This window comes from Bacillus cereus group sp. MS39, from assembly GCF_040448665.1.
GTDB lineage: Bacteria > Bacillota > Bacilli > Bacillales > Bacillaceae_G > Bacillus_A > Bacillus_A wiedmannii.
Map to the genome: position 1 here is coordinate 4,678,488 of NZ_CP123058.1, position 13,083 is coordinate 4,691,570.

The following is a 13,083-nucleotide window of genomic DNA, read 5'->3' on the forward strand; positions in this document are numbered from 1 at the left end:
TTATTCCAACAGATTGGAGTGAACACAGTGAAGCTTGATGAATTCTTTGTCACAGGTGACCCGATTATTTACGGTGCAGACGCTTCTATCGTTCTTGTGACATTAGCAATCATTTTCGTACTAACAAAGTATAAAAAATGGAAATGGCTTTGGGACGAATGGTTAACAACTGTTGACCATAAAAAAATTGGGGCCATGTATATTATTTCTGCGGTTATCATGTTATTCCGTGGTGGTATGGACGGTTTAATGATCCGTGCACAGTTAACATTCCCAGAAACAACTTATTTAAATGCTGAACATTATAACGGAATCTTCACAACACACGGTACAGTTATGATTCTTTTCATGGCGATGCCATTCGTTATGGGATTAATGAACCTTGTAGTACCATTACAAATTGGTGCTCGTGACGTTGCATATCCGTTCTTAAATGCTTTAAGTTTCTGGTTATTCTTTGTCGGAGCAATGTTATTCAACATCGCTTTCGTAATCGGTGGTTCTCCAGACGCTGGGTGGACTTCTTACTTCCCAATGGCAGGTACAGAGTTTACTTCTGGTGTAGGAAATAACTACTACGCAATTGCATTACAGATTTCAGGTCTCGGTACGCTAATGACCGGTATTAACTTCCTTGTTACTATCTTAAAAATGCGTACACCTGGTATGACTTTAATGAGAATGCCAATGTTTACTTGGTCAATCTTAATTACAACAGTTATCATTATTTTCGCTTTCCCAGTATTAACAGTTGCTCTTGCATTAATGACATTTGACCGTCTATTCGATGCTCACTTCTTTACGATGGCGAGCGGCGGTATGCCAATGTTATGGGCCAACCTATTCTGGGTATGGGGTCACCCTGAAGTATATATCGTTATTTTACCGGCATTCGGTATTTTCTCTGAAATCATTAGTACATTCTCACGTAAACGTCTATTCGGTTACAGTGCGATGGTATACTCAATGGTTGCAATTTCTTTACTAAGTTTCGTCGTATGGCTTCATCACTTCTTCACGATGGGTGCAGGTCCAGCGGTTAACTCATTCTTCTCGATTTCGACAATGGCGATTTCGATTCCAACCGGGGTTAAGATCTTTAACTGGTTGTTTACACTGTATAAAGGACGTATTCGTTTTACAGTTCCAATGCTTTGGTCATTGGCATTTATTCCAAACTTCGTAGTCGGTGGGGTTACAGGGGTTATGCTTGGTATGGCAGCAGCTGATTATCAGTACCATAACAGCTACTTCCTAATTGCTCACTTCCACTACGTATTAATCGCAGGTACAGTATTCGCTATGCTTGCTGGATTCACATTCTGGTATCCAAAAATGACTGGTCATATGTTAAACGAACGCCTAGGTAAATGGACATTCTGGATCTTTATGAGCGGATTCAATATCTGTTTCTTCCCAATGTACTTCTTAGGTTTAGACGGTATGACTCGTCGTATGTACACTTACTCTGAAAGTCTTGGATGGGGATGGTTAAACCAAATTGCATCTGTTGGTGCGGTAATGATGGGTATTGGTTTCCTAATTCTTTGCTACAACGTAATTTGGAGTGCACGTCACGGTGAACGTGACACAACTGGAGATCCATGGGATGGTCGTACACTTGAATGGGCAACTCAATCTCCTGTACAACATTACAACTTCGCGAAGCTTCCTGAAATTAAAGAAGCTGATGCTTTCTGGTACATGAAAAAACGCGGAGAAACAGTTACACCAGCAGCAGAAGATTTAAAACCAATTCACATGCCAAGTAACTCTGGTGTGCCTATTATTGCGTCTTTATTCTTCGGTCTTGCAGGTTTCGCATTAGTATTTAGCTGGTTCTGGCTTGCAGCAATCGGCGGCGTTGGTATTTTAGCTTGCTTAATCTATCGTTCATTCGATTATGACGATGGTTACTACGTAAGTGTTGATGAAATTAAAGAAACAGAACATATAGCATGAGAGGTGAAATGACATGGCGGCTTTAGATAAAAGCTTACCTTTGGAATATCAATCCGAACAAAGCAGATTGAATATCCTAGGATTCTGGATTTTTCTTGGGGCTGAAATTATGCTGTTCGCAACACTTTTCGCCTCTTATCTAGTCCTTGCTGGTCGTACGGCAGATGGCCCAACTCCAGCGCAACTGTTTGAACTTAAAACGCTTTTAATTCAAACATTACTACTTTTAACAAGTAGTTTCACATGTGGTATCGTAATTCACGAAATGCGTAAGCACAACCAAAAAGCAATGCTTGGATGGTTCATCCTTACATTACTTTTAGGTGCAGGTTTCCTATTCTTTGAAATCGAAGAGTTCATTATGTACATCGGTGAAGGCGCAACAATTCAAACAAGTGCTTTCCTATCTGCATTCTTCGTTCTTCTTGGAACGCACGGAGCCCACGTAACAGGCGGTATCATTTGGGCAACTTGTGTTATTATCCAAATTTTAAAACGAGGTTTAACACCAGTTACAGCTCGTAAAGTATTCATTATCAGCTTATACTGGCATTTCCTTGATCTTGTTTGGGTCTTTATTTACACACTAGTTTACTTGAACGGGATGGTGGCGTAAATGGGTCAAAATAACAACCAAGCAAACGGGCATGCGCATAGCGGATTCCCTTGGTCACACGTTTTCGGATTTATTTTATCGCTTGCACTAACGTTCCTAGCGCTATACGTGGCACTTTACACAAGCCTGCCACTTTCAACGATCTTAACAACTATTATCGTAATGGCTGTTGCGCAAGCGTTGTTACAATTAATCATGTTCATGCACTTAAAAGAAGGAGAAGGAAGAGTTCAAATTCTTACAATGATATACAGTTTCTTCGTTGCAACTGCAACAGTTGGTTTAACTGTATGGATCTTCTTCTCAATGTAATGTACATGAAAAGACTGCTGAGATTCCTCAGCAGTCTTTTTTTATCCCCATTAACGAGCAGTAAGACCCCCACGGATTAAAGTTTCACTTTATCCCCTCCCCTATTACATCCACATTACGGAATTAACAACAGAATCATGAAAAATATACTTATTATGACAAATGTTAAGAAAACTCTTTCTTTATGAAATCGAATCCATATGCGTTGCTTTTCTACCTATTATATGGCTAAATAGTTACTATATTTATTTGAAGGGAGAGAACGCAATGGAACATCACACTTCTGTTCTATCACTTATGGTTGTCGTTGCAATCGCGTTTTTCGTTCCCCTTTTGTTACAACGCTTTAAATTAAAAGCACTTCCTGTCGTTGTTGCAGAAATCATCGCAGGAATCTTTGTAGGTAAAAGTGGATTTAACATCATTGAGCCAGATATGTGGCTTCAAGTCTTATCAACACTAGGATTTATCTTCCTAATGTTCTTAAGTGGTCTAGAAATTGACTTTTCGATCTTTAAACAAAAAGGGAAAAAGAATACGACAAACGAACCAAACACATTCCAAGCAGCAAGCATTATCTTCTTATTTATTTTCATCTTATCTTATGCTCTATCATTACTATTCGTATGGCTAGGATTCGTAGATAATGCAATGTTTATGACTTTAATTATTTCAACTATTTCTTTAGGTGTTGTTGTACCAACATTAAAAGAGAATAACTTAGGAAAAACGGCAATCGGACAAATCATTTTATTAGTTGCTGTTATTGCAGATTTAGTTACAATGATTTTACTCGCTGTATTCGTCGGATTAAATTCCGAAAGCGGCCAAAGCATGTGGCTCCTTCTTCTTCTATTCGGTGCTGGTATTGTTATTTACTTCGTTGCAAAACGCTTTAAAAACATTCCATACTTAGATAGCTTAAAAGCTGGTAGTGTACAAATTGATACACGAGCTGTTTTTGCACTCATCTTAATATTAGTCGGGTTATCTGAATCTGTTGGAGCTGAAAATATTTTAGGTGCCTTCTTAGCGGGTGTACTTGTATCGTTATTATCACCAAATGAAGATATGGTTGAAAAACTGGATTCCATCGGCTACGGTTTCTTCATCCCTATTTTCTTCGTAATGGTTGGTGTAAATTTAGAGGTTTGGTCTATTTTCAAAGAACCTTCTAGTATGCTCATGATCCCAATTTTAATTGTGGGACTCTTTATTTCAAAACTGTTACCATCACTCGTCTTACGAAAATGGTATCCACGTAATATCGTACTGGGAAGTGCCATCTTATTAACATCGACACTTTCTTTAGTTATTGCAGCTGCACAAATTGGTGAAAAACTAGGAATCATCAGTCCAAGTTTATCTGCTTCCCTTATTTTAAGCGCAGTTATTACTTGTATTTTCGCACCTATATTATTTAAAAAGATGTTCCCGAAAGTAGAAACACCAAAACCAAAAGTTTCTATTATTGGTGCGAGCAGAATTACACTTCCATTATCACTTGATTTAAAACGAGAAGATTATGACGTGACACTATATATGATGCGTCAAAATAAAATAAATGATGAGGAAGCGAAATCGCATGACTTCCCTATCGTGAAATTAGATGACATCACAATTGCATCATTAACTGAACAAACAGCGTTTCATGCAGACCGCGTTGTTGTTGCAACAAGCGATGATGAACAAAACTTATTATTAGCAGAACATGCAAAAGAGCTAGGTGTTGAACATGTTATTGCAAGTGTAGAAGATCCACTTCTACAAGAAAAAGCAACGCAAGAACATATCGCCGTATTCTCAACAATTAACTCTACACGTATTCTATTACGTGCACTAATTGATAAACCGAGTCTCGTTCGCTTAATTACAACAGCAAACGAAACAGTCCGTGAAGTGGAACTACGGAGTAATAAATATAACGGCGTTGCACTTCGTCGCCTTCCATTTTTAGGCGATGTACTCGTCATTCAAATTTATCGTGGGAATAAAGCATTAATCCCACATGGTGATACAAGCCTACAACACGGCGATACATTACTTGTAACTGGCTCAAAAGAACACATCGATACACTAAAAAGCATATTAGAATAGAAAAATGCCCCTCACATAATTGAGGGGCATTTTTTTTCATTTTATATGGTAAAATGTTACTATCATATATTATGAGGATGGATCACATTATGTCTATTGTAACTTTAGCTCTCTTATTATTAGCGGAAGTACTCGTTGCCATTATTCTCATCGGTGTTAGCATTGAAATTTGTAGTTACGGATGGAAAAAATCAAATGGAATAAAATACTCTTGCCTCCTACTTTCACTCCTTCTCGGAACTGCTAGCATACTCGGACTTTTCGCCGCACCTGCCTATTTCTTTATACAACTAACAGAAAAAGCCTTATAGGAAAGGATGTTAATATGATTACTGTGAAAAATATTGATGGATCTGAAACTTACGTATTACGTCAAAAAATTTTACGCCCGAGTCAAACGTTAACAGATTGTAAATACTCTTCCGACTATGAAACAGATACCTTTCACTTAGGCGCATTTATAAACGATGAACTTATTAGTATCGCTTCCTTCTCAAAAGAAATATACCCTGACTTACCAGCAGGTATGCATTATCGTCTACGAGGAATGGCAACATTACCTGAGTTTCGCAATAACCGTGCTGGAAGCTCATTAATTCAGAAGGCGGAACAAATCTTGCAAGAACGTCAAGCAAATATTTTATGGTGTAATGGCCGAGTTACTGTAGCTGACTATTACAAGCGCTTAGGCTTTCAAGAACATGGTGAGATATTTGAAATTGAACCGATTGGCCTTCATAAAGTACTGTATAAAAAGATATAAGAAAAGCTTTCCGCAATATGGGAAAGCTTTTCTTATATTTCAATCTTCACTTTTTATTTTTTTCATATATATGTATATAAACAAACTAGGAACTAAAAAACAAGCAAACATAATAAGCCCTGTCATACTAATTTCCTTTATCGAAATATCTGGTGTTACAATAATACAAATAGCTAAAATCCCAATAACAATACCTACTGGAATGAATAATAACTTCATAAAATAACTGCGCGATACTCCCCCTGTATGCTCATACACTTCCACTGAATTTTTCAGATTTAAAAAGTTTATAACTATTATCCCGCCCATAAATACCATTAATAAATCCGAAACACTTTCATATCCTGCACCTTGCAAAACGTAGCGATAAAAAACAATACCTAGTATGATAATATTTTGTAAGATAAAAACTAATCTAATATGTTTTAGCCCCTCAATCATTAAACGTTCATCTTTCACGATTTTCATCCCCTCACTCCTTGTCCTCCCAAAACAAATCATTCAATGTTTTATCTACCGCATAACAAATTTTTAAACATAAATCTAAAGACGGGTTGTATTTCCCCTTCTCAATTAAACTAATCGTTTGCCTTGTAACGCCTACTTTTTCTGCTAATTGTTGCTGTGTTAAATCTAACTGAACACGCGCGACTTTTATTTTACTTACAGCCATTCATGTTCCTCCTCTACTCTTAGTGTAACATATATATTCCATTAAGTAATTTATAATTTACGTAATTGATTTAAGTTTCACTTTATTATACACAAAAAAGGAGCCTCTCATAAGAAGCCCCCTCTCCTATATCTATATTATAAGAATAAATGACATCCAAATAAAATTGTAAATAAGTATAGTAACGGATGTACTTCCATCCCTTTCCCTTTCACAATTTTTAAGACTGGATACACTAAAAATCCAATCGCAATTCCATTCGCAATACTAGACGTTAACGGAATACCAACGAAAATTAAAAATGCTGGTAATGCATCTTCAAATTCATTCCAATTAATATCACGAAGACTTTGTGCCATTAAACTACCTACAATAATTAATGAAGGAGCTGTAATAGCGGCTACACTTGATAGAGAAGCAATTACAGGGCTGAAGAATGCCGTTATAATCGTTAGACCGACAACTACAATACCTGTTAATCCTGTTTTACCACCCGCGGCAATACCAGCTGACGATTCAATCGTCGCTGCTGTTGGGCTTGTTCCAAAGATAGAGCCTGTAGTCCCGCCGATTGCATCTGCAATAAACGCTTTACCAAAACGTTTCTCTGTATTATCTGTAATTAAACCTGCTTGTTTAATTAAACCGAGTAATGCACCTGTTGTATCAAATAACAGTACAAGTAAAAATGAGAATACAACGCCATATAATCCGTATTCAATTACATCTGAAAAGGCGTTGATTGGATTTGAAACGATAATACCCTCTGGTAAATGAGGCATCGCAACAATTTTATCCGTGAACTTCAGTTGCCCTGTAAAGAAGGCGATAACTCCTGTCACAATCATACTAATAAATAATGCACCGCTCACACGCAATGCCATTAATACCGCCGCTAATATTAAACCAATTAGAGTTAAAATAACAGCTGGAGAATGGAAGTCACCAATCGTAACTAAGTTAGATGGATGATCAACGATAATTCCAGATAGACGTAATCCAATAAAAGCAATAAATAACCCAATTCCACCTGCAATCGCATGTTTTAAACTGTCAGGAATTGCGACAATTAGCTTTTGCCTAAATGAAGTGAAAGATAATAAAAGAAAAATAATACCTGTTACAAATACTGCTGAAAACGCAATGACATATGTAATCCCCTCTGCCTGTTGAACAACAGAATAAGCAAAATACGCATTCATTCCCATAGCTGGAGCAATAACAATTGGATAGTTAGCTAAAAACGCCATACATAGCGTCCCTACAACCGTCGCAATAATAGTTGCCGTAAAAGCTTGATCAAATGGTACACCTGCATCAGATAATATTTTCGGATTGATGACAAGAATATACGCAAATGTAAAAAAAGTTGTGATGCCAGCTAAAAGCTCTTGCTTCACAGAAGTGTTATATTTTTGTAATTGAAACATGGTTATGTACCCTTCCTACATCTGAATTATTATCACACACTCTTTTCTTACTAGTATGTGAGAAAATATAATACTTAATCTTAACAATCAATAAAAAGAAGAGTCAATATATTCACTAATAGTTCGAATTTTAAGTTTAAGTCTGACAAGTACAGATGTAGTACAGCTCGTCACGATTATTTTTGTAGCATAACAGATAAAAATGTTTTATAATTTGAAATAGTTAAATATTTAGGTAGCTCATTCTACAAGGGGGATTCTTCTTATGCAGCACACAAACAAATCTGGAACTTTAAACCGTGGTTTAAAAGAACGACACATTACTTTAATGTCACTCGGTTCAGCTATTGGCGTTGGACTATTTTTAGGATCTGCTTCTGCTATTAAGCTAGCTGGCCCTTCTATTCTACTAGGTTATATGATCGCTGGACTCGTTATTTTTTTCATTATGCGAGCACTCGGAGAAATGGCAATTGAACAACCTGTTGCCGGTTCTTTTAGTAAATATGCTTATGATTACCTTGGACCACTAGCTGGCTATATTACCGGTTGGAACTACTGGTTCCTATGGGTTGTTACTTGCATGGCTGAAATTACGGCAGCTGGCATTTACATGCAGTACTGGTTCCCAGATATCCCACGCTGGACTTGGGCTTTACTCGCTCTATTATTAATGAGTGCTTTTAACTTCTTATCCGTAAAAGTATTTGGGGAACTTGAATTTTGGTTCGCTCTCATCAAAATTGTCACAATTATCTGTATGATAATTGTTGGAGCTGGTATTATTTTATTCGGATTCGGAAACGGCGGTATCGCTACCGGCATTTCAAACCTTTGGTCACATGGTGGCTGGTTCCCAAATGGTTTTTCTGGGTTACTGCTCTCTTTACAAATGGTGTTATTCGCTTATTTAGGCGTTGAATTAATCGGTGTTACAGCGGGTGAAGCTCAAAATCCGAAAAAAACACTCGCAAAAGCAATCGATAACGTATTTTGGAGAATATTACTGTTCTACGTTGGGGCTCTATTCGTTATGATGGCAATTTATCCATGGAACGAACTTGGTGAGAAAGGAAGTCCATTTGTATTAACATTCCAGCAAATCGGTATCGCAAAAGCAGCAGGTATTATTAACTTTGTCGTATTAACAGCAGCTCTTTCTTCTTGTAATGGCGGTCTATTTAGTACAGGCCGTATGCTATTTACATTGGCACAGCAAAAGAAAGCACCTGAAAGATTCGGTCGTTTAAATAAAAACGGTATTCCGAGTCAAGGAATTGTAGCAACTGCTATCGTTTTACTCATTGGCGTTATATTAAACTATCTCGTACCTGCAAAGGTATTTACATGGCTTACTAGTATTTCAACTTTCGGGGCAATTTGGACTTGGGGGATTATATTAGTCGCTCAAATTAAATTCCGTAAAGGATTATCAACTGAGAAAAAAGACAAGCTAACGTATAAAATGCCTTTACATCCATTAAGCTCTTACTTCTCACTTGGCTTCCTTGCACTTGTACTATGTATAATGGCGTATTCAGAAGATACACGAATTGCATTAATCGTTGGCCCAATTTGGCTTATTGGCTTAGCTATCGTGTATTATATGAAAGGATTTCATAAGATTGATGAAACACCTAATTCAAAGATTAGTTAAACAAGCTATCCCTTCCTTATTAATTGGAAGGGATTTTTTATTGTCTATATAAATATTTCTCAACAAAATTCACGGTATTTTTACAATTTTTTAATATTTTTTACGTTTTCCGTCTTTATTTTTTCAGAAAAATAAATTACATTATTAAAGCACATATATTTATTATTAGGGGGATTCTTCTATGAAGAATAAAAAGTGGATTACATTTTCTTTAGCAACAGCAATTACACTTAGTATGGGGAGTTCGTTCATACCGTCTACTTATGCAGAAAGCTCTGTAGACCCAGCTCCTGAAATTGCTGCAAAGGTTGTAAATCAAAATAGCGGGAAGAAAGTATTATTCGATAATACACACGGTCAAACGGCCGGGACAGCTGACTGGGTTATCGATGGTGGCTTTTCTGATTTCGGAAACGGCATTGCCCAAAATGGATATCATGTAAAAGAACTTCGTAAATCAACACCTATTACGTACGAAGATTTAAAAGACTACAATGTTTTTATCGTTCCAGAAGCTAATATTCCTTACAAGAAATCTGAACAAGATGCAATGTTACAATATGTGAAAAGTGGCGGAAGTATTTTCTTTATTGCCGACCATTATAATGCAGATCGTAATAAAAATCGTTGGGACTCTTCTGAAGTATTTAATGGATATAGACGTGGTGCTTGGGATAATCCAGCAAAAGGAATGTCTAACGAGGAAACAAATTCACAAGCTATGCAAGGAGTAGAAAGCTCTGATTGGCTATCTGACAACTTCGGTATTCGCTTCCGCTATAATGCTATTGGTGATGTTTCAGCTAAAAACATTGTATCACCGGCACAATCATTCGGAATTACAGAAGGGGTTTCATCTGTAGCAATGCATGCTGGTTCTACTCTAGCAATTACAAACCCAAAACTAGCAAAAGGCCTTGTGTATCTTCCAGAAAACCCATCAAAATGGAATAACGCTGTTGATAGCGGTGTTTATAACAGCGGTGGTGTTGCAGAGGGTCCTTATGCCGCTATCTCAAAAGTAGGTCTTGGAAAAGCTGCTTTTATTGGGGACTCTTCTCCTGTTGAAGATGCTACGCCAAAATACGTCCGTGAAGACTCTGGTCAAACAAAGAAAACTTACGATGGCTACAAGGAAGAAAACGATGCTATCTTACTAGAGAATATCGTAAATTGGTTATCGAAAAAAGAGACATTTACAAGTTTAGATCAAGTTAATGGTTTACAACTTGATCTACCTACTGCTTTACAAACATTCGAACAACCAAGCTTATCAACAGAACCACAACCTGAACCTTGGAGCGCGCCAAATGCAGGTTATCAATGGTTTAATACAAATACTTTCAAACCAGGTTCATATGGTTATAACGGTGCGGTAACAGCAAGCGACTACGTAGTTACACACCCTAGCACTCTACCAAACAATGAAGTGTTCCAAATAAAAATTCAAGTAAATAACTTATTACCAAACACAACATACAATAATTACTCTTTAGGTATATTTACTACTGGCGGTACACAAGTAGCAAAGGTTCAAAATACAAATGGTACTTGGCCATCTACTTTTGGATATAGTAGTGCATTCTCTTTCACAACAAACAGCTTAGGTACTGCTGAGAAAATTGTGAACGTACAAATCGATTCAAATACAGCTGGACAAGCAACGCTTCGTCTACGCCAAAATACGACAGCGAAATACAATGAAGCTGTAATAATTAATAAGAAATAATGAAAAAGGCAATCCGGATATGGATTGCCTTCTTTTTACTTCTCTTCTTTTGAGAAAAACATTCTTGAAATAACGATACCTATACTACCTACTATTAAGAATAACACTGCCCTGATCATCATCGATACTTCTGGTAAGTCCAGAAGGAATAGCTTCCCTATCGTTACGACTAACACGACTAAGCCGGCATACAATATTTCATTCATATTTTTATTCCGTCCAAGCCAAACGGAAAATAATGCATATACCATCCATAATAATGATACCGATACGCTTATTATACTTCCATCTGTAGAAAGCACTTCACCGACTCTAGTAATTACAATAAATACGATAACCATAAACCAATAGAGCGTTATAGAATAAACATATTTTCCAAAACTCATTAACACATCTTTCGCTTGCTTCATGCAGTAATAAAATGTACCTATTAAAATAATATGAGCAACGAACCCAGCTGAAATGAAATGATCAAACGGACTAAAAATAGTTTGTATCATTCCAATCGCGTAAACCGTCGCACTAACATACAATTTTATCTGTTGTTTTACTTTAATAGCAGTCACCATACCGAGGAAACCTTGTAATAATAATACAATCGCTGCATTCACTAGACTATACTCATATAAAATCGCTAAACTAAATGCACCCATTGCGAAACCAAATAAAAGATTTGTAAATGTAGAATGTCTATTCTTCCTATATTCAAGCACGAACATAGTAGCGTGCACGAGTGCACTAATCATTAATCCCCATGTTGTAAATTCAGGTATTTTTGAAATGGCTAATATAAAGAGAACTGCATTCGCACTAAATATCGCCAAGCGTGGCTCTACTATAAAACTTCTCTCCGTAAACATATGCCAAAATAATAGTAAGTGAATTAAACCATAAGCAACTGTTAACTGTATTTGCAAATCCTCTACTAACATTGACATAATAGCAAAGAAGACAAAAAGGACAATAGCAGCAACAGCATAAGAAATCATATATAAATACTGATAACGATTTTTCAACGCATACCATAATAAGCTAAGTGTCAGTATCGTCTCATATCCAAAGAAAATATACGGATTAGGAGTCGTACTATTTAATAAGAAGGGTACGAAGAAAGCTCCTACCGCTACGAAGATAGTAAGATATTCCGATTGATACCTCTTTGCTACATAAATACCTAAAATGACCCATGCAATATTACATACAAACGCGACACTTGCTGGAATAAATCCATATAAATAATGTGCCGCAAATGTCGTTAAAACTATACCTGTAATACTGCCTCCCGCTAATACTAACCCTAACGCTTGCCGCTCTCGTTTAATTTGAATATCACCTATATAATAAAAACAGATTGATAGGACAATACCAAACACAATTCGTATTGCAGGTGTTAATAACCCAGCATCTACCCCTGCTTTAAATAACCAGATTACTCCAAGTAACATAATGCCAACAAATATGCGTGGTAACCAAGTTTGGCAAAAATTAATAATATTAAATGGTTCTGGTTTAAAAGCAGATATATCCACTTGTTTTACCTCACGTTCTTGCACAGGCTCTTTTATTGTAACTACTTCTTCTTTTTGTTTTTCCTCCATTACCGTTTCAATATATTCTTTCTTTTCCTTACTAACATGTTGCTGAGCATTTTCTACTTCTATTTCTCTTTGTTTTGCTTTCAATTCAAAAAGCGCTTCTTGGATTGTTTCAATTGCCGTTTCAAGCGCTTCTATTTTCTTATTTAAATCCTCCTTCATACGCTCCCCCCTCATCACCTATTCAAAACCTATATATTACCAATTATCTTTATCATACTCTTAGTCTATTCATTTTCAATACTATTT

12 protein-coding genes are annotated in these 13,083 nt (G+C 36.6%); 8 read left to right on the forward strand and 4 right to left on the reverse strand.

Annotation, left to right across the window (positions count from 1 at the left end):
- Positions 1-27: 27 nt before the first annotated feature.
- From qoxB to QEP67_RS24415, 6 genes are all read left to right on the forward strand, one after another.
- Positions 28-1,962: a cytochrome aa3 quinol oxidase subunit I gene (qoxB, locus tag QEP67_RS24390; RefSeq protein WP_048562936.1), complete on the forward strand. Its 1,935-nt coding sequence runs from the start codon at positions 28-30 to the stop codon at positions 1,960-1,962.
- A 13-nt stretch (positions 1,963-1,975) separates the two neighbouring features.
- The gene (gene qoxC, locus QEP67_RS24395) at positions 1,976-2,578 is read left to right on the forward strand and encodes a cytochrome aa3 quinol oxidase subunit III (protein WP_000729314.1); all 603 of its coding nucleotides are present in this window, start codon (positions 1,976-1,978) and stop codon (positions 2,576-2,578) included.
- On the forward strand, positions 2,579-2,890 hold the full coding sequence (gene qoxD / locus QEP67_RS24400) for a cytochrome aa3 quinol oxidase subunit IV (protein WP_000531383.1): 312 nt from the start codon (positions 2,579-2,581) through the stop codon (positions 2,888-2,890). It abuts the gene before it with no gap.
- 267 nt (positions 2,891-3,157) lie between these two features.
- The gene (locus tag QEP67_RS24405; protein WP_000399985.1) at positions 3,158-4,987 is read left to right on the forward strand and encodes a monovalent cation:proton antiporter family protein; all 1,830 of its coding nucleotides are present in this window, start codon (positions 3,158-3,160) and stop codon (positions 4,985-4,987) included.
- Between the two features lie 53 nt (positions 4,988-5,040).
- Positions 5,041-5,298: a DUF4022 family protein gene (locus QEP67_RS24410; RefSeq protein WP_071743379.1), complete on the forward strand. Its 258-nt coding sequence runs from the start codon at positions 5,041-5,043 to the stop codon at positions 5,296-5,298.
- Between the two features lie 14 nt (positions 5,299-5,312).
- Entirely contained in the window at positions 5,313-5,750 is a 438-nt protein-coding gene (locus tag QEP67_RS24415; RefSeq protein WP_000633763.1) for a GNAT family N-acetyltransferase, read from the forward strand.
- Between the two features lie 39 nt (positions 5,751-5,789).
- Here the strand turns inward: QEP67_RS24415 and QEP67_RS24420 are convergent, their stop codons facing one another.
- The 3 genes from QEP67_RS24420 to QEP67_RS24430 all read right to left on the reverse strand — a co-directional run bounded on the left by QEP67_RS24420 (position 5,790) and on the right by QEP67_RS24430 (position 7,853).
- Positions 5,790-6,218 carry a hypothetical protein gene (locus QEP67_RS24420; protein ID WP_000706642.1) on the reverse strand — a complete coding sequence of 143 codons (429 nt, stop codon included), beginning with the start codon at positions 6,216-6,218 and terminating at the stop codon, positions 5,790-5,792.
- A gap of 4 nt (positions 6,219-6,222) precedes the next feature.
- The gene (locus tag QEP67_RS24425) at positions 6,223-6,423 is read right to left on the reverse strand and encodes a helix-turn-helix transcriptional regulator (protein WP_000301180.1); all 201 of its coding nucleotides are present in this window, start codon (positions 6,421-6,423) and stop codon (positions 6,223-6,225) included.
- A 137-nt stretch (positions 6,424-6,560) separates the two neighbouring features.
- Entirely contained in the window at positions 6,561-7,853 is a 1,293-nt protein-coding gene (locus tag QEP67_RS24430; protein WP_000487208.1) for an NCS2 family permease, read from the reverse strand.
- Between the two features lie 265 nt (positions 7,854-8,118).
- Here QEP67_RS24430 and QEP67_RS24435 point away from each other — a divergent pair, with 265 nt between their 5' ends.
- A complete protein-coding gene (locus QEP67_RS24435) occupies positions 8,119-9,510 on the forward strand; it encodes an amino acid permease (RefSeq protein ID WP_001164902.1) in 1,392 nt (463 codons plus the stop codon).
- Between the two features lie 181 nt (positions 9,511-9,691).
- Positions 9,692-11,239: a hypothetical protein gene (locus QEP67_RS24440; RefSeq protein ID WP_000791529.1), complete on the forward strand. Its 1,548-nt coding sequence runs from the start codon at positions 9,692-9,694 to the stop codon at positions 11,237-11,239.
- 35 nt (positions 11,240-11,274) lie between these two features.
- Here the strand turns inward: QEP67_RS24440 and QEP67_RS24445 are convergent, their stop codons facing one another.
- Positions 11,275-12,996, reverse strand: a complete 1,722-nt coding sequence (locus QEP67_RS24445; protein WP_000656723.1) for a DUF2339 domain-containing protein — start codon at positions 12,994-12,996, stop codon at positions 11,275-11,277.
- Positions 12,997-13,083 lie beyond the last annotated feature (87 nt).

Coding starts and splice junctions, on each gene's coding strand:
- QEP67_RS24415 (WP_000633763.1), top strand. CDS start 5,313: ATGATTACTGTGAAAAATATTGATGGATCTGAAACTTACGTATTACGT.
- QEP67_RS24420 (WP_000706642.1), bottom strand. CDS start 6,218: ATGAAAATCGTGAAAGATGAACGTTTAATGATTGAGGGGCTAAAACAT.
- QEP67_RS24405 (WP_000399985.1), top strand. CDS start 3,158: ATGGAACATCACACTTCTGTTCTATCACTTATGGTTGTCGTTGCAATC.
- QEP67_RS24435 (WP_001164902.1), top strand. CDS start 8,119: ATGCAGCACACAAACAAATCTGGAACTTTAAACCGTGGTTTAAAAGAA.
- QEP67_RS24445 (WP_000656723.1), bottom strand. CDS start 12,996: ATGAAGGAGGATTTAAATAAGAAAATAGAAGCGCTTGAAACGGCAATT.
- QEP67_RS24440 (WP_000791529.1), top strand. CDS start 9,692: ATGAAGAATAAAAAGTGGATTACATTTTCTTTAGCAACAGCAATTACA.
- qoxD (WP_000531383.1), top strand. CDS start 2,579: ATGGGTCAAAATAACAACCAAGCAAACGGGCATGCGCATAGCGGATTC.
- QEP67_RS24430 (WP_000487208.1), bottom strand. CDS start 7,853: ATGTTTCAATTACAAAAATATAACACTTCTGTGAAGCAAGAGCTTTTA.
- QEP67_RS24425 (WP_000301180.1), bottom strand. CDS start 6,423: ATGGCTGTAAGTAAAATAAAAGTCGCGCGTGTTCAGTTAGATTTAACA.
- QEP67_RS24410 (WP_071743379.1), top strand. CDS start 5,041: ATGTTACTATCATATATTATGAGGATGGATCACATTATGTCTATTGTA.
- qoxC (WP_000729314.1), top strand. CDS start 1,976: ATGGCGGCTTTAGATAAAAGCTTACCTTTGGAATATCAATCCGAACAA.